We start from the raw sequence: 18,796 nt of genomic DNA, 5'->3' as shown, positions 1-18,796 counted from the left end.
ACCATCGTCTCGACGGCGACGCGCGCGTTCGGGTCGACCGTCAGCAGTGCGTCGAGGATGCTGTCCGAGATCTGGTCACAGATCTTGTCGGGGTGCCCCTCGGTCACCGACTCGGACGTGAAGAGGCGGAGAGCAGCTGCAGTCACCGGGATCAGTCGGTGGGCTGCTGCTGCTTGGTGACGGTGAGCTTGTCCTCGTTGATCTCGTGGAGCGCGACGGACAGCGGCTTGTCGTCGATCGTCGAGTCGACGAGCGGTCCGACGTTGTCGAAGAGCGAGCCCTCGTGCAGGTCGGCGTAGTAGTCGTTGATCTGGCGGGCGCGCTTGGACGCGAAGATGACGAGCGCGTACTTCGACTCGACCTTGCTGAGCAGGTCGTCGATGGGCGGGTCGATGATGCCCTGGGGGTTGGCCATGGTGTCTCCTCGAAGTCAGTGCACCCGTCAGGGCGCAGAGAACAAGTCTACGACCTCACGTGCCGCGGTGCCGACATCGGAGTTCACGATCCGCACGTCGAACTCGTCCTGCGCGGCCAGCTCGACCTTCGCGGTCTCGAGACGACGCGTTTGTTCCTCCGCGGATTCGGTGCCGCGGCCGATGAGCCGGCGCACCAGTTCCTCCCACGTCGGGGGCAGCAGGAACACGAGCACCGCCTCGGGCATGGCGTCACGGACCTGCCGGGCACCCTGCAGGTCGATCTCGAGCATGACCTTCTCGCCGGCGTCGAGCGCGCGGTCGATGGGCGGGCGCGGGGTGCCGTAGCGGTACGAGTTGTGCACGGTCGCCCACTCGAGCAGCTCGCGGTCGCGGATCATGCGGTCGAACTCGGCGTCGTCCACGAAGTAGTAGTGCACGCCGTCGACCTCGCCGGGACGGGGCTTCCGGGTGGTGGCGGAGACGCTGAGGTTGACGTCCGGGTAGTGCTGTCGGATGTGCGCGCTGACCGTGCCCTTGCCGACCGCGGTGGGTCCGGCGAGCACGACGAGCTTCGAGGCGCCACGCTTGCGACCGCGGGCGGCGAGCCAGTCCGCCAGGGCGGTCCGCTGCCGGGTGCCCAGGCCACCGAGGCGCTTCGACCGTGCGATGCGCAGGGACCCCATGATCGCCTCGGCCCGCGCGGGGCCGATGCCCGGCAGGCTGACGAGCAGGTCACGGACCCGGAGCGAACGCTCGGCCGAGGTCGTCTCGACCAGCGAGTCGTCCCAGGCGGCACGGGCGACGTCGAGTGCGGAGCGCTCCCCCGACGCGATCGCGGTCTTCACCGCGGCCCGGGCGCGTCGCGCGGCGACGGCGGCCTTCGCCGCGGCGACGCGGTCGACCTCTGGCGGGGTGCGGTGGGCAGGCAGGCCCTCGTGCTCGTCGGTCACGCTGCCGCCACCAGAGCGGTACGGATGCGGTCGGCACGGTCGGCGACGAGCGCCGCGACGCCGTCCGGACCGTCGGTCAGGAGGCCGCGGGACTCGCTCACGAGCACCTGCTCGGCACGGCTGCCGTACAGCGCGCGGAGGTCCTCGATGCGGGCGCCCTGGGCGCCGAAGCCCGGGGCGAGGACCGGCGCGGTGCCGATCGCGTCCGCGTCGATGCCGAAGTCGTCGAGGTGAAGGGTCGCGCCGAGCACGAGCCCGACGTCGCCGAGGGCCTGATCGCCCACGGACCGGTTGTCGTCTGCCACGTCCAAGACGATACCGGCAGCGACCGTCCGGCCGGTACGCGGCCCCTCGGCCAGCACCGCGGTCTGCAGCACCCGGGCCTCGGGGTTGCTCGTCGCCGCGAGCACGAAGACCCCGGCACCGTTCCGGCGCGCGACGTCGATCGTGCCCCGGAGCGAGCCGTAGCCGAGGTACGGCGACACGGTCATCGCGTCGGCCGCGAACGGCCCGTCACGGTCCAGCCACGCGAGCGCGTAGTCGTCACCGGTGGTCCCGATGTCGCCCCGCTTCACGTCGGCGACGATCAGGAGGCCCGCATCGCGTGCCCGACGGATCGTCGCGTCGAGCGCGCGGTAGCCCGCCACCCCCGCCGCCTCGAAGAAGGCGACCTGCGGCTTCACGATCGCCGCACGGCCGGCGGCCGCGTCGACCAGCGTCGCGCCGAACGCGGTGAGCCCCCGCTCGTCGCGGGCGAGCCCCCACGCCGCCAGGGTGGCGGCGTGGGGGTCGATGCCGACGCAGAGCGGTGAGCGCTCGCGCATCGCGGACGCGAGCCGATCGCCGAAGGAGGCCGGGCCTCCTGAGCGGGTCGTGCCCACGCTGGCAGCCGTCACCAGGTCGCGCGCTCGAGCGCGTAGTCCTGCAGGCTGCGGACGTTGAGCGGCGTGCCGATCGTCTCGATCGCCGCGACGGCCGCGCCGATCTGCGCGATCGTCGTGAACAGCGGCTTGTCCGCGGCGACCGTGGCCGCACGGATCTCGTACCCGTCCGCACGACCGGCGGCACCCGACGGCGTGTTGATGACGATGTCGACCTCGTTGCGCGTCAGCAGGTCGACGACGCTCTCGCCGCCCTGGCTGTACTTGCCGACGATCCCGACCTCGATGCCGTTGCGGCGGAGGATCTCCGCCGTGCCCTCGGTCGCGATGATCGTGAAGCCGAGCTGCTGCAGACGGTGCACCGGCAGCACGATCGCGCGCTTGTCGGTGTCGGCGACGCTCACGAAGACCGTGCCACTGGTCGGCAGGCCGCCGTACGCGGCGTCCTGCGACTTGAGGAACGCCCGCGGGAAGTCACGGTCGATGCCCATGACCTCGCCGGTCGAGCGCATCTCGGGGCTGAGCACCGAGTCGACGACCTGACCTTCACGGGTGCGGAAGCGACGGAAGGGCAGCACGGCTTCCTTCACGGCGACCGGCGACTGCGGCGGCACGAACGCCCCGTCACGCTCGGGCAGCATGCCCTCGGCGACGAGCTCGGCGACCGTGGTGCCGGTCATGATGCGTGACGCGGCCTTCGCCAGCGGGATGCCGAGCGCCTTCGAGACGAACGGGACCGTGCGGCTGGCGCGCGGGTTCGCCTCCAGGACGTAGAGCACGCCGGCGCCGATGGCGAACTGGACGTTGAGCAGACCCTGCACGCCGATGCCTCGGGCGATCTTCTCGGTCGCGTCCACCACGCCCTGGATCTCGGCGCGGCCGAGGCCGACCGGGGGCAGGGTGCACGCGGAGTCACCGGAGTGGATGCCGGCTTCTTCGAGGTGCTCCATGATGCCGCCGATGTAGAGCCGCTCGCCGTCGAAGAGCGCGTCGACGTCGATCTCCACGGCGTCGTCGAGGAACCGGTCGACCAGCAGCGGGAGCTCCGGGCCGATGATCGCCTGGTCGGCCATCCGGTCGAAGTAGTCCGCCAGCGACGGGGAGTCGTAGAGGATCTCCATGCCGCGGCCGCCGAGCACGAACGACGGACGGACGAGGACGGGGTACCCGATCTCCTCGGCCACCGTGGTCGCGCTCGCCAGGTCGTGGGCCGTGCCGTTCCGCGGTGCGAGCAGACCGGCGGCGTCGAGGATGGCGGAGAACTGCCCGCGCTCCTCGGCCGAGTCGATCGCGGTGGGGCTGGTGCCGAGGATCGGGATGCCCGCGGCCTCGAGCGGCTTCGCCAGGCCGAGGGCGGTCTGGCCACCGAGCTGCACGACGACGCCGACGAGTTCGCCCGACGCCGCCTCGGCCTCGATGACCTCGAGGACGTCCTCGGCGGTCAGCGGCTCGAAGTACAGGCGGTCCGAGGTGTCGTAGTCGGTCGACACGGTCTCGGGGTTGCAGTTGATCATGATCGTCTCGAACCCGGCGGCGCTCAGCGCGAAGGACGCGTGCACGCAGGAGTAGTCGAACTCGACGCCCTGTCCGATGCGGTTCGGGCCGGAGCCGAGGATGACGACCTTCTTGCGGTCGCTCGGCGTGATCTCGGTCTCGGTGTCGTACGACGAGTAGTGGTACGGCGTCAGGGCGGGGAACTCGCCGGCGCAGGTGTCGACGGTCTTGAAGACGGGGCGGATGCCCTGGGCGTGCCGCTCGTCACGGACCTGCTGCTCGGAGACCGGCGCCGAGTCCGTGCTGCGCAGGCTCGCGATCTGGGTGTCGCTGAAGCCGTGCTCCTTCGCCCAGCGCAGGGTGTCCGCGTCGAGGGACTCGGCGGCCCGGACCTCTTCGGCGACCTCGTTGATGAGCACGATCTGGTCGATGAACCAGGGGTCGATCTTGGTGGCCTCGAAGACCTCGGCCGCGGTGGCACCCGCGACCAGGGCCTGCTGGACCGTCACGATGCGACCGTCGGTGGGGATCGACGACTTCGTCAGCAGGGCGTCCTTGTCGAGCTCGGCCGCCGGGGTGTCCCAGTGGAAGCTCGATCCGCGCTTCTCGAGCGAGCGCAACGACTTCTGCAGTGCGGTGGCGTAGTTCCGCCCGATGGCCATGGCCTCGCCGACGCTCTTCATCGTCGTGGTCAGGGTGGCGTCGGCGGCCGGGAACTTCTCGAACGCGAACCGCGGGGTCTTCACGACCACGTAGTCGAGCGTCGGCTCGAAGCTCGCCGGGGTGACCTTCGTGATGTCGTTCTCGATCTCGTCCAGGCGGTAGCCGATGGCGAGCTTCGCGGCGATCTTGGCGATCGGGAAGCCCGTGGCCTTCGACGCGAGGGCCGACGAGCGTGACACGCGGGGGTTCATCTCGATGACGATGACGCGGCCGTTGGACGGGTCGACGGCGAACTGGATGTTGCAGCCACCGGTGTCGACGCCGACGCGACGGATGATGTCGATGCCGATGTTCCGCATGTTCTGGTACTCGCGGTCGGTCAGGGTCAGCGCGGGGGCGACCGTGATCGAGTCACCGGTGTGGACACCGACCGGGTCGACGTTCTCGATGGAGCAGATGACGACGGTGTTGTCGAAGTTGTCGCGCATCAGCTCGAGCTCGTACTCCTTCCAGCCGAGGATGGATTCCTCGAGCAGGACCTCGGTGGTCGGGCTGGACTGCAGCCCGTCGCCGACGAAGCGGACGAGTTCTTCCTCGTTGTACGCGAAGCCCGAGCCGAGGCCGCCCATCGTGAACGACGGACGGACGACCAGCGGGTACCCGAGGTCCTTCGCGAACTCCTTCGCTTCTTCGAGCGTGTGCGCGATGTGGCTGCGGGCGACGTCGGCGCCGGACTCGAGGACGAGCTCCTTGAAGAGCTGGCGGTCCTCGCCGCGCTGGATCGCCTCGACCTTGGCGCCGATGAGCTCGACGCCGTGCTTCGCGAGGATGCCGGCCTCGTCGAGCGCGATGGCCGCGTTCAGGGCGGTCTGGCCGCCGAGGGTCGGCAGGACGGCGTCCGGCTTCTCGATGCGGATGATCTCCTCGAGCGACGCGTTCGTGATCGGCTCGATGTACGTCGCGTCGGCGAAGTCGGGGTCGGTCATGATCGTCGCCGGGTTCGGGTTGACCAGGATGACCCGGACGCCCTCGGCCCGGAGGACGCGGCACGCCTGGGTGCCGGAGTAGTCGAACTCGGCGGCCTGACCGATGACGATCGGGCCGGAACCGATGACGAGGACGGAGTTGATGTCTGCGCGCTTGGGCATCAGTTCGCTTCCTTGGTGATGTCTGCTGCGGGGGTCGTGGCGTCTGCGGTGGCCGCGTCGAGCGGCTCCCCGTCGCGACGCTCGCGCACCATGTCCGCGAACCGGTCGAAGAGGTACATGCTGTCGTGCGGCCCGGCGGCGGCCTCGGGGTGGTACTGCACGCTGAACGCCGGCACGTCGAGCGCGCGGAGACCCTCGACGACGTTGTCGTTCAGCGAGTAGTGCGAGACCTCGACCCGACCGAACCCGGCCGGCGACTCGAGGACCTCGCCGAGGGGCGCGTCGACCGCGAAACCGTGGTTCTGGCTCGTGATCTCGACCTTGCCCGTGGTCGTGTCGAGCACCGGCTGGTTGATGCCGCGGTGGCCGAAGGGCAGCTTGTAGGTGCCGAAGCCGAGCGCACGGCCGAGCAGCTGGTTGCCGAAGCAGATACCGAAGAACGGGCGGCCCGTGCGCAGGCTGTCCTGCAGCAGTTCCACCTGTGCGTCCGACGCGGCGGGGTCGCCTGGGCCGTTCGAGTAGAACAGGGCGTCCGGTGCCAGGGCTTCCAGATCGCGAGCGGAGATGTCCTGCGGGACCACGTGCACCTCGAATCCGCGGGCGGCGAGGTACCGGGTGGTCGAGGCCTTCACGCCCAGGTCGAGCACGGCCAGCGTGCCGATCTGCTCGCCGACGGCGGGGACGACGTAGGTCTCCGGGGTGGACACGACCGCCGAGAAGCTCGCACCGGCCATCGTGGCCTGCGACCGGACGGCGTCCAGCTGCTCCGACTCCGACAGCGCCGCGTCGGCACCGCTGAAGACGCCGCCCTTCATGGCACCGGCGTCGCGGATGCGGCGGGTGAGGGCGCGGGTGTCGATGCCGGAGATGCCGACGATGCCGTCGCGCACCAGGTGCTCGTCGAGCGTGGCGTTCGCACGGTGGTTCGACACCACGCGGCTGGGGTCGCGCACCACGTACCCGGCGACCCAGATGCGACGGGACTCAGGGTCCTCGTCGTTCACCCCGGTGTTGCCGATGTGCGGCGCGGTCTGCACCACGATCTGTCCGGCGTAGGAGGGGTCGGTCAGCGTCTCCTGGTAGCCGGTCATGCCGGTCGCGAAGACCACCTCACCGAGCGTGCGCCCACGGGCGCCGTAGGCCCAGCCGTCGTACCGGGTGCCGTCTTCGAGGACCAGGACGGCCCGTTCGCGTGTCATGCGTTCTTCCCTTCGCCCGCGGTTCGCGGAGCATCGGCCGCAGTCGCCTGCGGCCCGGTCTCGGTCAGTCCCTGCAGGGCGTGCAGCGCAGCAGCGTCGCCCTCCGGGAACCGGAAGTAGGTGTCCAGGTCCGTCGCACCTGCGGCGCCGGTCGCCGTCCATCGCAGACGGACCAGTCCCCCGGGCTCGACCACTCGGTCGATCGCCCACGTGGAGCGGTCGGCGCCACGGACCGCGTCGCGCGCGATCCAGCGGTCGTCGGTACCGGCGAGGCGCATCACCACGCCGGTCGCGTGGACCGTCACCCCGCCGCGGCCGCGGAACCCGAGGCCGCCTGCGGTGATGCGTTCCAGCGGCTGGTCGGCGCGGGTCGTCGCGACGGTGAACCCGTCCCACGACCCGACCGCCGGTGCCAGGTCGGCCGGCACACGGACTGGAGGCACGGCCTCGGCCTGCCGCTTGGTCCGGGTCCGCCAGGTGCGTGCCATGGCGACGAACAGGGCGGCGACGGCGAGCAGGATCACCGCGCCGAGGAGCCAGCGCTGCGCGTCGCCGCTCATGCGCGCGCCCCGGTCCGCAGTGCCGCAGCGTGCGCCGCGATCGTCTCCGCGTCGACGACCCGGCCGTCGAGCACCGTCGCGTACCCCTGGTGGAAGGTGGCGACGACCCGGCCGGGCAGCGTCATGCCGAGGTACGGCGAGTTCTGCGACTGTCCGGCGAGGTCGGTGACCGCGAACTCGCGGCTGGCCGACGGGTCGTAGAGCGTGATCTCGGCGGGGGCTCCCTCGGCGATCCGCTGCCCGTGCCCCTCGACCTGGCCGATCCGCGCCGGTGCCTCGGACAGCACCCGGGCGACGTCGGCCCAGTCGAGCCGGCCGTCGTCGACCACGGCGGCCTGCACGACGCTGAGTGCGGACTCGAGCCCGACCATGCCGTTCGCGGCGGCGGGCCACTCGCAGCACTTCGCCTCGGCGGTGTGCGGAGCGTGGTCGGTCGCGACGATGTCGATGGTGCCGTCGGCCAGGGCCGCACGGAGCGCCTCGACGTCCTCGCTCGCGCGGAGCGGGGGGTTCACCTTGTAACGGGCGTCGTACCCGGGGGCACCGTCGTGCCCGGCGATCAGGTCCTCGGTGAGCACCAGGTGGTGCGGGGTGACCTCGGCCGTGACGTCGATGCCGCGGGACTTCGCCCAGCGGATCACCTCGACACTGCCCGCCGTCGAGACGTGGCAGACGTGCAGGCGTGCCCCGACGTGGTCGGCGAGCAGGACGTCGCGGGCGATGATCGCCTCTTCCGCGACGGCGGGCCAGCCGGCGAGGCCGAGCTCCGAGGACAGCCGGCCCTCGTTCATCTGCGCGCCGATGGTCAGTCGGGGCTCCTGGGCGTGCTGTGCGAGCACACCGCCGAAGCCCTTGATGTACTCGAGTGCGCGGCGCATGAGCAGCGGGTCGGCCACGCAGGAGCCGTCGTCCGAGAACACCCGGACCTTCGCCCGCGACGTCGCCATCGCGCCGATCTCGGACAGGTGGGTGCCCTGCAGCCCCTGCGACACGGCGCCGATCGGGCGGACCGTCACGTAGCCGGCGTCGTCACCGAGCGCCTGGACCTGCTCGACGACCCCGGCGGTGTCCGCGACGGGGCTCGAGTTCGCCATCGCGTTGACGGCGGTGAACCCGCCCGCAGCCGCGGCACGCGAGCCGGTGAGGACTGTCTCGGACTCCTCGTGACCGGGCTCGCGCAGGTGCGTGTGGAGGTCCACGAGACCGGGCAGGGCGATGAGGCCGTCCGCATCCACGGTCGTGGCGCCGGCCGCGTCGAGACCGGACCCGACCGCGGTGATGCGCCCGCCCTCCGTTCGGATGTCGGCACGCGAGCCGTCGACCAGCTGCGCGCCGCGGATCAGGTGAGCGGTCATACGGCGGACTCCTTCGAATCGGTACCGGTGGCGGCGCTGCCGGTCAGGGCGAGGTACAGGACCGCCATCCGGACGGAGACGCCGTTCTCGACCTGCTCGACGACGGTCGAGCGTGGGTCGTCGGCGGCGACGCCGGCGATCTCCAGCCCGCGGTTCATCGGCCCGGGGTGCATGACCAGCGTGCGCTCGGACAGCCGCCCGAAGCGTGCCGCCGTCAGGCCCCAGTGCCGCGTGTACTCGCGGGGGTTCGGGAAGAAGGCGTCGTTCATGCGCTCCTGCTGGATGCGGAGCGTCATGACGACGTCCGGGTCCTCGGCCAGGGCGACGTCGAGGTCGTGGTGCACCGCGGCGCCGAACGGCGTCGTCGTGGCGGGCAGCAGCGTCGGCGGCGCGGCGAAGGTCACGCTCGCGCCGAGGGTGCGGAGCAGCCAGGCGTTCGACCGCGCGACGCGGCTGTGCAGCACGTCCCCGATGATCAGGACCCGCACGCCGTCGAGGCCCTGGCCGCGCGAACCGGCGCCGTGCAGGCGGCGGCGCATGGTGAAGGCGTCGAGCAGTGCCTGCGTCGGGTGCTCGTGGGTGCCGTCACCCGCGTTGATCACCGGCACGTCGATCCAGTCGGCGTCGGCGAGCACCCGCGGGGCGCCGGACGCGCCGTGCCGCATCACGATGCCGTCGATGCCCATCGCGCCGAGGGTCTGCACGGTGTCCTTCAGGGATTCACCCTTCGAGACGCTCGAGCCCTTCGCCGCGAAGTTCAGGACGTCGGCGGACAGGCGCTTCGCGGCGGCCTCGAACGAGATGCGCGTGCGCGTGGAGTCCTCGAAGAACAGGTTCACGACGGTCTTGCCACGCAGGGCCGGGAGCTTCCGGACCTCGCGCGTGTTCACCTCGGCCATCTCCTCGGCGACGTCGAGGATGTGGACGGCCTGGTCACGGGACAGGTCGGCGGTGGAGAGCAGGTGCCGCATCACGCCACCCCCTGCTCGATGAAGACGGTGTCGTCGCCGTCGGTCTCGGCCAGGTGCAGCGTGACCCGCTCGTCGGACGCGGTCGGCAGGTTCTTGCCGACGTGGTCCGCACGGATCGGCAGCTCGCGGTGCCCACGGTCGACGAGCACGGCGAGCCGGACGGCACGCGGCCGGCCGATGCCCTGCAACGCGTCGAGCGCGGCACGGACGGTGCGGCCGGAGTACAGCACGTCGTCGACGAGCACGACGACCTTGCCGTCGATGCCGCCGGCGGGGATGACCGTCCGGTGCGGCGCGCGGCCGATGCCGTGGCCGAGGTCGTCGCGGTGCATGGTGACGTCGAGCGTGCCGACACGCTCCGTCCCGATGCCGCCGGCCGCCGAGGCCCACTCCGGCTCGATGCCGGCGAGGATCCGGCCGAGGCGTTCCGCCAGGACGGCACCGCGGGTCGGGATGCCGAGGAGCACGAGGTCCGAGCCCCCGTGGTTGGCTTCGAGGATCTCGTGCGCGATGCGTGTCAGGGCACGCGTGATGTCGGGCTGTTGCAGGACCGTTCTGGTTCCCACGTCGACCCCCTTCCCCGCCTCACTGGACGGCATTAAAGGATGCTGACGTGGTCAACCCTACCGGGACTCCTGGTCTCCTGCGACCGTCCGACCGGACGGTGCACGACCCCCGGCGACGGCCCCGAGCACGCCGTTGACGAAGCCCGCCGAGTCCTCGGTGGACAGCGACTGCGCGAGCTCGACCGCCTCGGCGATCGCGACCGCGTCGGGCACCTCCGGGTTGAACCGGAGCTCCCAGACGGCCATGCGCAGGATGCAGCGGTCGAGGACCGGCATCCGGGCGATCGACCAGCCCTGGGCGTGGTCGACGATGACGGCGTCGATCTCGTGCCGGGCGTCGTCGACACCCGTGACGATCTGGCGTGCGTAGTCCCAGCTGGAGGCACGCTCCGGCTGGTCCAGGTGCCGGACCGTCTCGGTGGCGAGCACGTCGGCGATCGGCAGCTCGCGCACCTCGGCCACGTACAGCATGTCGAGGGCGCGCTTGCGGGCCTTCGAACGAGCACTCATGCGGTCAGCGCCTAGGAGTTGACGCGGCCGAGGAAGCTGCCGTCGCGCGTGTCGATCTTCACCAGGGTGCCGCTCTCGAGGTACAGCGGGACCTGGATGCGGTGACCGGTCGCGATGATGGTCGCGTCCTTGGTACCGCCGGAGGAACGGTCGCCCTGCAGGCCGGGCTCGGTCTCGACCTCGGTGACGATCGACGTCGGGAGCTCGACGTAGAGCGGGTTGCCCTCGTTCATCGCGATGGTGACCATCGCGGACTCGAGCAGGTAGTTCTTGGCGTCGCCGACCACGGTCGCCGAGACCGGGATCTGGTCGTACGTGTCGGTGTCCATGAACACGTAGGAGTCGCCGTCCTCGTAGAGGAACTGGTAGTCACGACGGTCGACGACGGCGGTGTCGATCTTCGCGCCGGCGTTGAACGTGCGGTCGACGACCTTGCCGGAGACGACGTTCTTCAGCTTCGTGCGGACGAACGCGCCGCCCTTGCCCGGCTTGACGTGCTGGAACTCGACGACCGACCACAGCTGGCCGTCGATGATGAGAACGGCGCCGTTCTTGATGTCTGTGGTACTGGCCATGAGTCGTCGGTGTCCCGTTCGGTCGTGTTGTGAAGTGTCCTCGGGCCGCGGACGGCCCCGGACGAGTGTAGCGGACGCCCGCACGACGGCCGCAGCGGCCGAGCATGCGCGCCGCAGCGGCGGGGCGTGCACGCCACTGCGGCGCGACGTGCACGCCCCGCTCAGCGCCGCCGGCGGGCGCGCCAGGCGTCGATCGCCGCCCAGGCGAGCAGCACCACCGCCGCTCCCCCGAGCAACGCGCCGGCCACGCCGGTGGACAGCGCAGCGGTCGGCCGTGCCGGGAGCGCCAGGTAGACGATCGCCAGGACCCCCGCCCCGGCGCCGAGCAGCACGAGCAGGATCCTCCGGATCATCCCGGACACGAGCTGCCGGTCGCGGCTGTCCGCGAAGAGCCGGATGTTCACGGTGAACCGTCCGGTCTCGATCGCCTCGCCGATGCGGTCCACCCGGCGCGGCAGCCGACGGGCCGCCGACACGACGCCGAGCAGCTCCTTCACCGCGAGGTCGCGCAGTTTGCCGGGTCGCAGCTGGTCGGTGATCTGCTCCCGGGCGAGCCCGCGGGACTCCTCGAGCAGGTCGAACGAGGGCGCGAGCGTGCGGAGTGTGCCCTCGAAGATGGCCAGGGCGCGGGCCGCGGCGACGAAGTCCGGCGGCGGCTTCAGCCGGTAGCGGCCGAAGACCTCGACCGCGTCGTCCACCGTCTCGACCCCGATGCGGGCACCCGGGCCGAGCTCGTCCGCGACGAACCGGGCGATGTCCCGACGGAAGTCGGGCTCGTCGTGCGCATCGCGCACGGGCGCCATCCGCAGGACCGCATCGGCGATGCGCGACGTGTCGTCCTGCAGGTAGGCGGCCAACAGGTCCTGGACCGTGTCCCGGAGACCCGGGTCGAGCCTCCCGACCGATCCGAAGTCGATCAACGCGGGCCGCCCGTCGGGCAGCACCAGGACGTTCCCCGGGTGCAGGTCCGCGTGGTACAGGCCGTCGAAGACGACCTGGCGCAGGAAGGCGCGGAGGATGGCGCGCATCGGCGCGTCGAGGTCGCGCTCGGAACGCTCGGCGTGGATCGCGCTGAGCGTGTCGCCCTCCAGGAACTCCATCACGAGCACCCGCCGGCCGGACAGGTCCGGGTAGGGGTCCGGGAACCGGACTTCGTCCGGACGCGCGCTGCGGGCCTGGGCCGCACGCAGCGCGGTGAGGTTGCGGAGCTCCGAGACGAAGTCGACCTGACGGATCAGGTCGTCCGCGTACTGGGCCGCGATGTCCTGCACCCCCACCTGCCGTGCCTCGGTCGACCACCGGGCCATGAACCGGACGACCCGCAGTGCGATGTCCACGTCGCGGCGCACCGCTGCGTCGATCCCCGGCCGCTGCACCTTGACGGCGACCGCGGTGCCGTCGGGCAGCCGGGCACGGTGCACCTGCGCGATGGACGCCGCTGCGACGGGCACCGGGTCGAACGTCGCGAAGACCTGGTCGACCGGGGCGCCGAGCTCCTGCTCGAGGAGCGCGCGGACCTCGTCCGCCGGGGCCGCCGTGACGTTCCGCTGCAGGTGCGCGAGCTCCTCGGTCCACTCCTCGGGCAGCAGGTCGTCGCGGGTGGAGAGCAGCTGGCCCATCTTCACGAACCCGCCACCGGCTTCCTCGAGCGCCCGGCGCAGGTGCTCGGCCTGGTCGCGCCGCAGCTCCGACGTTGCCGGGTCGTGCGAGAAGTCGAGACGACGGAACGGCACCAGGTGGTGGCGGCGGGCGATCGAGAGGAGTTCGGTGAAGCGTCGACCACGGGAGCGCAGGGTGCCGGTGTCGGCGTCGCGCGGGCCGGAGAGGTCGCTCAGTCGGGGTGGGGTGGGCACGCCCGCCAGTCTGCTCCCCGGTGCTGGGTCCGCAGCGTGCGGGTGGCGCGGTCCGTCGCGTCGTCCCATCCTCCTCCACAGCCTGGAGGCCCGGTGCGGCTTCCACAGGCCGGCGCGGGCCCGGCGCGGGGCGCGGTCTCGGAGCGGACACTCGTGCTCGATCACATACGACATTTCGACAACGGTGCTCCGAGACCTGGAGACCGTACCGTAGTGGTCGAAGGCCGATCGCCGACTCGCGAGCCGAGCGCTCCGCAGGCGAGCCAGCGCCGACCAGGCACATGACGACGACGAACGAAGGGACCCCGACTGATGTCGATCCTGCGACCGCTTCCGGACGCTCCCGACCTCGACGAAGACGACGACGTCCTCTTCGCCTGGGACCACGGCGCCACCGTCGACGAATGGCGGGAATCCCAGCGCACCGGTGTGGTCACCGTCTCGACGCGCGTCACCTGGTGGTGGCGCAGGACGCGCCGGGTCCTGCGCTGACCGGCGGGGCTAGACGCCGACCTCCTGGTAGGCGGTGAAGAGCAGGTGGTCCTCGGGGCCCTCGAGCACGACGGGCTTGCCGACGCCGTCCAGGATGATGAACCGCAGCATGCCGGCACGGGCCTTCTTGTCACGACGCATCGTGGCGAGCAGCCCCTGCCACCGACCGACACCGTACGAGGTCGGCAGGTCGAGCGACTCGAGGATCGCCCGGTGCCGGTCGACCGTGGCGTCGTCCAGGTGCCCGGTGAGTCGGGCGAGCTCGGCGGCGAACACCATGCCGACCGACACCGCTGCACCGTGGCGCCACTGGTACCGCTCGGCGTGTTCGATCGCGTGCCCGAGGGTGTGCCCGTAGTTCAGGATCTCGCGTCGGCCCTGCTCCGTGAAGTCGTCCGAGACGACCTCGGCCTTGAGCGCGATGGCGAGCTCGACGACCCGGCGGAACTCCGGCGTCGTCGGGTCGGTGACCCGGTCGACGTCGGCCTCGACGATGTCCAGGATCTCGGGCACGGCGATGAACCCGGCCTTCACGATCTCCGCGAAACCGGTCAGGATCTCGTTGCGCGGCAGCGTGCGGGCGAGTTCGAGGTCCACGACGACGGCACGGGGGGCGTAGAAGGCGCCCACCAGGTTCTTGCCCTCGTTCGTGTTGATGCCCGTCTTGCCGCCGACGCTGGCGTCCACCATGCCGAGCACGCTGGTCGGGACGGCCACGTACGGCACACCGCGCAACCAGGTCGCGGCGACGAAGCCGGCCAGGTCGGTGACGGCGCCGCCACCGAGGCCGATCACCGCGTCGGTGCGGGTGAAGTCGGCCTGCCCCATGATCTGCCAGCAGAAGGCGGCGACCTCGACGCGCTTGGCCCCCTCGGCGTCGGGGACCTCGGCGATCAGGGCTTCGAGCCCGGCCTCGACCAGGAGCGCGCGGAGCTCGTTCGCCCGGGCGCCGAGGGTCGGCGAGTGCACGATGAGGACCTTGGCGACACGCGGGCCCAGTATCGCGGGCAGGGCGCCGAGCAGGCCCGTGCCGACGGCCACCGTGTAGCCGTCGTCACCGCCGACCCGGATCTCGGTGGTCCCGGCGGGCAGGGTCGACTCGGTCACGGTGCTCCTTCGGTGCTGGTGGTGCTGCTGGTCGTGCTGCCGGGCGCGGTGGTGGTGCCGCTGCGCTCGGTGGTGCCGGCGTCGCTGCGCTCGGTGGTGCCGGCGTCGCTGCGCTCGGTGCTGCCTGCGTCGCTGCGCAGCCACGCGACGACCTCGTCGACCACGCGGGACATCGGGCGGCGTGACGTGTCGACCACGACGTGCGCGAGTTCCGCGTAGGTGGCCGCCCGCTCGTCCATGATCGTCTGCCAGGCATCGATCCCGCCGTTCGCCAGCAGCGGCCGGTCGGACCCGGCGATGCGGTCGGCGACGGCCTCGGGCGAGACGGTGAGCAGGACGATGCGTGCCCCGCTCAGGGCCTGCCGCGTGTCCGCGTGGGTGACGGCTCCCCCGCCCACGGCGATCACGCCGCCGGTGGCCAGCGCTGCCCGGACCGCCTGGGCCTCGAGCGCGCGGAACGCCGGCTCGCCGCGGTCGGCGAAGATCCCGGGGATCGGCCCGTGCTCGCGCACGATGACCCGGTCGGTGTCCGTGAACGGGACGCCGAGGGCCTTCGCCACCCGCTTGCCGACACTCGACTTGCCCGCGCCCATCGGGCCGATGACGACCACGGGCGCGTCGGCGCGTCGGACGTCGGTGCTCACAGGTCGGTCGAGGTCGCCGACGGCTCGGTCCGGCGCGTGCGCAGGGTCTCCGGGATCGCGGCGAGGTAGGCGTCGAGGTTGCGCTTCGTCTCGACGACGTTGTCGCCGCCGAACTTCTCGAGCACCGCGTCGGCGAGCACCAGGGCCACCATCGCCTCGGCGACGACGCCCGCAGCCGGCACGGCGCAGACGTCCGAGCGCTGGTGGTGCGCCGAGGCGTCCTCACCGGAGACGACGTCCACCGTGTGCAGGGCGTGCGGGATGGTCGCGATCGGCTTCATGCCGGCGCGGACCCGCAGCACCGTGCCCGTGGACATCCCGCCCTCGGTCCCACCGGCGCGGTCGCTCGTGCGGTAGATCTCGCCGTCTTCGCGGTACAGCTCGTCGTGGGCGGCGGAGCCCCGGCGCCCGGCGGTCGCGAAGCCGTCACCGACCTCGACCCCCTTGATGGCCTGGATGCCCATGATCGCCGCGGCGAGGCGGGCGTCGAGCCGGCGGTCCCAGTGCACGTGCGAGCCGAGGCCCGGCGGGACGCCGTAGAACAGCACCTCGACGACGCCGCCGAGGGTGTCGCCGTCCTTCTTCGCGGCCTCGACCTCGGTGACCATGCGTGCGGAGGTCTCGGCGTCGAAGCAGCGCAGCTGGTCCTCGTCGAGGCGGTCCACGTCGTCGGGCAGGGGCAGGTCCGTGCCGTCCGGGACCCGGACGGTCCCGACCTGCAGCGTGTGCGCCACCGACCGGATGCCGAGTTCGGCGAGGAACGCCTTCGCGACGGCACCGAGCGCGACCCGGGCAGCCGTCTCGCGGGCGCTCGCACGCTCGAGGACCGGGCGGGCCTCGTCGAAGCCGTACTTCTGCATGCCGACCAGGTCCGCGTGGCCCGGACGCGGTCGGGTCAGCGGGGCGCTCCGACCGCGGGACATCTCGGTGGATTCGACCGGCTCGGGGCTCATCACCTCGACCCACTTCGGCCACTCGGTGTTGCCGATGCGGATCGCGATGGGGCTGCCGAGCGAGTACCCGTGGCGGACGCCGCCGGACACGTGCAGCTCGTCCTGCTCGAACTTCATCCGCGAGCCACGGCCGTAGCCGAGCTTGCGGCGCGCGAGGTCGGCACGGATGGACTCGAACGACACCGGGACACCCGCGGGCAGGCCCTCGAGCATGGCGATCAGTTCGGGTCCGTGGGACTCACCAGCAGTCAACCAACGAAGCATGCCGCAATCCTCCCACAGCGTTCGTCCGTGCGACGTCGCCGACTACTGGTAGTCGGGGTGTGCCCGGAGCCAGGCCTGGAACCGCTCGACCGCGACCAGGTGCTGGTCGTAGGTGTCCGAGAAGACCGTCTCACCCGATTCGAGGTCGACCGTCACGAAGTACAACCACTTGCCCGAGGCCGGGGCCGTGACCGCCTTGATCGCGATGTCACCCGGGTTCGAGATCGGTGCCGGCGGCAGCCCCTCGTGCACGTAGGTGTTGTACTCGTTCGACGCGTCCGCACGCTCGGCGTCGGTCGTCGTCACCGTGTGCGTGTTGCCCGTGCCGTAGGCGACCGTGGCGTCGGACTGCAGCTTCATGCCCTGGTCGAGTCGGTTCTGGAACACCCGCGCGACCTTCGGGTAGTCGGCTGCGAGCCCGGCTTCCTTCTGCACCAGCGACGCGAACACGATGGTGCGCTCCTGGTCGGCCTCCTTGACGCCGGCGGCGGCCAGGTGTTCCTTCATGGTGTCGACCATCGACGCGAAGTACTGCTCGGCCGTCCAGCCCGGGTTGATCGGGTAGGTCGCCGGGAACAGCCATCCCTCGAGCGTCGTGACACCGGACGGCAGGTCGTACGCCGCGAGGTCCTTCGCCGCCGCGTCGACCTCCTTCTTGGTCAAACCGGCCTTCGAGACCATGCCGGCCTTGATGTCGGCCAGAGCGGTGCCCTCCGGGATGATGATCGACGCCTGCACGCGGTTGTCCTCGTCCTGCAGGGCCGCCAGCGCCGACTTCGAGCTCATCTCCTTCTTCAGCGCGTACGAACCCGGCTGGAACTGCACGTCGGGCGACGCGAGCAGGAGCTTGTAGAACACCTTGGAGTCCTTGACGACGCCGCTGCGCTGCAGCGTCGCGGCGACGTTCTCACCGATGTCGCCCTGCTTGATGGTGATGGTCACCTTCGTGGTGCCGTCGCCCGTGTAGTCGTCGGGCTCCTGCGCGCCGCTGACCGCGGCGACGAGCTGCTGGATCTTCGGGGCCGCGAACGTGTAGGCCCCGACACCGGCGGCCAGCACCACGGCGACGATGACGATCCCCGCGACGAGCGGTCCGCGTCGACGCTTCGGTCGGGGTTCGCGGGGCGGCCTGGAGGCACGTCCTCCGCCGCCTCGTCCCCCGCGTCCGCCGCCTCCCGCGGCGCCACCGCCGCCGGTCGCGTCACGGTCGTCGGTCCCGTCGGAACCGGATCCGCCGGCCGCGGCCTCGGTCTCGGTCGGTAGTTCGCCGGTCAGCAGTGCGGCGACCTCGGGGTGCAGCTCTTCGGGGCGGGTGGCGATCGGTGCGTCGGCGGGGGACGCCGGGCGATCGTCGGTCCCTGCCGATCGGTCGGGCGCCGGCTCGTCGCTGGTCGGTGCCGTGCTGGTCGGTGCCGCACTGGTCGGTGCTTCGCTCGACGAGTCGACCGCGGACGGCTCGTCCGCCGCTGCGATGCGGGCGCGTTCGGCCTCGAGGGCGCGGGCTTCCCGTCGGGACATCGGACGAGCCGGGGGTGGGTTCACCTGACCAGCGTCGTCGCGGACATCGGTACCTGTCGTGCGGTCGGAAGTCGCCTTCCGCCGCTCGGCGTCGTTGCCGGGCGCGATGATCGCGTTCCAGTCCAGATCGTCTGCCAACGTCCTCGGTCTCTCGGTCGGGAACTCCACCTGGGCACCGTCGTCCTCACAGGTGACGACGAGAGCACCCATGTGTGGTACCGGGCAGCCCTGTCAGGGAAGCGTGGTGCCCGGAGGGGCACCGGCACTGCGCTCGTGGTCGAGCGCGTGTTGCAGAATGATAACAGCGGCTGCTTGGTCGATCACGGCCCGCGACTTCTTCGTGTTCTTGCCGGCCTGGTGCAGCCCCCGCTGGGCCGTCACCGTCGACAGTCGTTCGTCGACCAGGCGCACCGGTCGACGCGCCGCGATGCGGGCCGCGAACACGCGGGCGTCCTCGGTCGAGGCGGTGTCACCACCCGACATCGACAGGGGCAGCCCGACGACGACCTCGAGCACGTCGTACTCGTCCGCGAGGTCGAGGATGCGCCGGAGGTCCTTCGAGTCGTCGCGACGAACGGTCTCGACGGGCGTCGCCAGCAGGCCGTCACGGTCGCACACGGCGACGCCGATCCGGGCGCGGCCGACGTCGATGCCGAGCCGGCGCCCGGACCGGATGC

19 protein-coding genes are annotated in these 18,796 nt (G+C 71.4%); 1 reads left to right on the top strand and 18 read right to left on the bottom strand.

Features of this window, described 5'->3' with window-relative positions:
* From KK097_RS14960 to KK097_RS14900, 13 genes are all read right to left on the bottom strand, one after another.
* A partial coding sequence (locus KK097_RS14960; protein ID WP_307858406.1) for an S-adenosylmethionine synthetase N-terminal domain-containing protein occupies window positions 1–146 on the bottom strand: 146 nt, incomplete at its 3' end.
* 5 nt (window positions 147–151) lie between these two features.
* A complete protein-coding gene (gene rpoZ / locus KK097_RS14955; RefSeq protein ID WP_017887186.1) occupies window positions 152–415 on the bottom strand; it encodes a DNA-directed RNA polymerase subunit omega in 264 nt (87 codons plus the stop codon).
* Window positions 416–442: 27 nt separating this feature from the next.
* Complete coding sequence (gene gmk, locus KK097_RS14950; protein WP_307858404.1) at window positions 443–1,366, bottom strand: guanylate kinase; 924 nt, start codon at window positions 1,364–1,366, stop codon at window positions 443–445.
* Window positions 1,363–2,247 (bottom strand): orotidine-5'-phosphate decarboxylase, encoded by an 885-nt coding sequence (gene pyrF, locus KK097_RS14945; protein ID WP_307858405.1) that lies wholly within the window; start codon window positions 2,245–2,247, stop codon window positions 1,363–1,365. The genes gmk and pyrF overlap by 4 nt, the downstream gene beginning before the upstream one ends.
* Before the next feature lie 11 nt (window positions 2,248–2,258).
* Complete coding sequence (gene carB / locus KK097_RS14940; protein WP_214545315.1) at window positions 2,259–5,552, bottom strand: carbamoyl-phosphate synthase large subunit; 3,294 nt, start codon at window positions 5,550–5,552, stop codon at window positions 2,259–2,261.
* Entirely contained in the window at window positions 5,552–6,751 is a 1,200-nt protein-coding gene (carA, locus tag KK097_RS14935; RefSeq protein ID WP_214530916.1) for a glutamine-hydrolyzing carbamoyl-phosphate synthase small subunit, read from the bottom strand. Before carA ends, carB begins: the two co-directional genes overlap by 1 nt.
* Entirely contained in the window at window positions 6,748–7,311 is a 564-nt protein-coding gene (locus tag KK097_RS14930) for a PH-like domain-containing protein (RefSeq protein ID WP_214545314.1), read from the bottom strand. Before KK097_RS14930 ends, carA begins: the two co-directional genes overlap by 4 nt.
* On the bottom strand, window positions 7,308–8,666 hold the full coding sequence (locus KK097_RS14925; RefSeq protein WP_214545313.1) for a dihydroorotase: 1,359 nt from the start codon (window positions 8,664–8,666) through the stop codon (window positions 7,308–7,310). Before KK097_RS14925 ends, KK097_RS14930 begins: the two co-directional genes overlap by 4 nt.
* Entirely contained in the window at window positions 8,663–9,637 is a 975-nt protein-coding gene (locus tag KK097_RS14920) for an aspartate carbamoyltransferase catalytic subunit (RefSeq protein WP_214545312.1), read from the bottom strand. The genes KK097_RS14925 and KK097_RS14920 overlap by 4 nt, the downstream gene beginning before the upstream one ends.
* Window positions 9,637–10,236: a bifunctional pyr operon transcriptional regulator/uracil phosphoribosyltransferase PyrR gene (pyrR, locus tag KK097_RS14915; protein WP_250893317.1), complete on the bottom strand. Its 600-nt coding sequence runs from the start codon at window positions 10,234–10,236 to the stop codon at window positions 9,637–9,639. Before pyrR ends, KK097_RS14920 begins: the two co-directional genes overlap by 1 nt.
* Window positions 10,237–10,260: 24 nt before the next feature.
* A complete protein-coding gene (gene nusB / locus KK097_RS14910) occupies window positions 10,261–10,713 on the bottom strand; it encodes a transcription antitermination factor NusB (protein ID WP_017887176.1) in 453 nt (150 codons plus the stop codon).
* 11 nt (window positions 10,714–10,724) lie between these two features.
* The gene (efp, locus tag KK097_RS14905) at window positions 10,725–11,288 is read right to left on the bottom strand and encodes an elongation factor P (RefSeq protein WP_017887175.1); all 564 of its coding nucleotides are present in this window, start codon (window positions 11,286–11,288) and stop codon (window positions 10,725–10,727) included.
* A 161-nt stretch (window positions 11,289–11,449) separates the two neighbouring features.
* On the bottom strand, window positions 11,450–13,141 hold the full coding sequence (locus KK097_RS14900) for an ABC1 kinase family protein (RefSeq protein ID WP_214545311.1): 1,692 nt from the start codon (window positions 13,139–13,141) through the stop codon (window positions 11,450–11,452).
* Between the two features lie 312 nt (window positions 13,142–13,453).
* Between KK097_RS14900 and KK097_RS14895 the strand changes: the two genes are divergently transcribed.
* Window positions 13,454–13,633, top strand: coding sequence for a hypothetical protein (locus KK097_RS14895; protein ID WP_152377801.1), 180 nt, complete (start codon window positions 13,454–13,456; stop codon window positions 13,631–13,633).
* A 9-nt stretch (window positions 13,634–13,642) separates the two neighbouring features.
* On the opposite strand, the gene aroB is transcribed toward KK097_RS14895, so the two are convergent.
* From aroB to ruvX, 5 genes are all read right to left on the bottom strand, one after another.
* The gene (aroB, locus tag KK097_RS14890; protein WP_214545310.1) at window positions 13,643–14,740 is read right to left on the bottom strand and encodes a 3-dehydroquinate synthase; all 1,098 of its coding nucleotides are present in this window, start codon (window positions 14,738–14,740) and stop codon (window positions 13,643–13,645) included.
* Window positions 14,737–15,384, bottom strand: coding sequence for a shikimate kinase (locus KK097_RS14885; RefSeq protein WP_214545309.1), 648 nt, complete (start codon window positions 15,382–15,384; stop codon window positions 14,737–14,739). Before KK097_RS14885 ends, aroB begins: the two co-directional genes overlap by 4 nt.
* Window positions 15,381–16,601: a chorismate synthase gene (aroC, locus tag KK097_RS14880; RefSeq protein ID WP_214545308.1), complete on the bottom strand. Its 1,221-nt coding sequence runs from the start codon at window positions 16,599–16,601 to the stop codon at window positions 15,381–15,383. Before aroC ends, KK097_RS14885 begins: the two co-directional genes overlap by 4 nt.
* Before the next feature lie 42 nt (window positions 16,602–16,643).
* The gene (gene mltG / locus KK097_RS14875; protein ID WP_250896789.1) at window positions 16,644–18,257 is read right to left on the bottom strand and encodes an endolytic transglycosylase MltG; all 1,614 of its coding nucleotides are present in this window, start codon (window positions 18,255–18,257) and stop codon (window positions 16,644–16,646) included.
* Between the two features lie 93 nt (window positions 18,258–18,350).
* Window positions 18,351–18,794 (bottom strand): Holliday junction resolvase RuvX, encoded by a 444-nt coding sequence (gene ruvX, locus KK097_RS14870; protein ID WP_214530926.1) that lies wholly within the window; start codon window positions 18,792–18,794, stop codon window positions 18,351–18,353.
* Window positions 18,795–18,796 lie beyond the last annotated feature (2 nt).

The sequence above is a fragment of the Curtobacterium flaccumfaciens genome (assembly GCF_018598405.1).
GTDB classification, from domain to species: Bacteria; Actinomycetota; Actinomycetes; order Actinomycetales; family Microbacteriaceae; genus Curtobacterium; species Curtobacterium aurantiacum.
The sequence above is the reverse complement of the archived record's forward strand: the minus strand, read 5'-3'. Positions and strand labels throughout refer to the sequence as shown.

Excerpts from the sequence above, each read along its gene's own strand:
- rpoZ (WP_017887186.1), bottom strand. The coding sequence starts at position 415 with ATGGCCAACCCCCAGGGCATCATCGACCCGCCCATCGACGACCTGCTC.
- carB (WP_214545315.1), bottom strand. The coding sequence starts at position 5,552 with ATGCCCAAGCGCGCAGACATCAACTCCGTCCTCGTCATCGGTTCCGGC.
- carA (WP_214530916.1), bottom strand. The coding sequence starts at position 6,751 with ATGACACGCGAACGGGCCGTCCTGGTCCTCGAAGACGGCACCCGGTAC.
- KK097_RS14930 (WP_214545314.1), bottom strand. The coding sequence starts at position 7,311 with ATGAGCGGCGACGCGCAGCGCTGGCTCCTCGGCGCGGTGATCCTGCTC.
- KK097_RS14925 (WP_214545313.1), bottom strand. The coding sequence starts at position 8,666 with ATGACCGCTCACCTGATCCGCGGCGCGCAGCTGGTCGACGGCTCGCGT.
- KK097_RS14920 (WP_214545312.1), bottom strand. The coding sequence starts at position 9,637 with ATGCGGCACCTGCTCTCCACCGCCGACCTGTCCCGTGACCAGGCCGTC.
- pyrR (WP_250893317.1), bottom strand. The coding sequence starts at position 10,236 with ATGCCGTCCAGTGAGGCGGGGAAGGGGGTCGACGTGGGAACCAGAACG.
- nusB (WP_017887176.1), bottom strand. The coding sequence starts at position 10,713 with ATGAGTGCTCGTTCGAAGGCCCGCAAGCGCGCCCTCGACATGCTGTAC.
- efp (WP_017887175.1), bottom strand. The coding sequence starts at position 11,288 with ATGGCCAGTACCACAGACATCAAGAACGGCGCCGTTCTCATCATCGAC.
- KK097_RS14895 (WP_152377801.1), top strand. The coding sequence starts at position 13,454 with ATGTCGATCCTGCGACCGCTTCCGGACGCTCCCGACCTCGACGAAGAC.
- aroC (WP_214545308.1), bottom strand. The coding sequence starts at position 16,601 with ATGCTTCGTTGGTTGACTGCTGGTGAGTCCCACGGACCCGAACTGATC.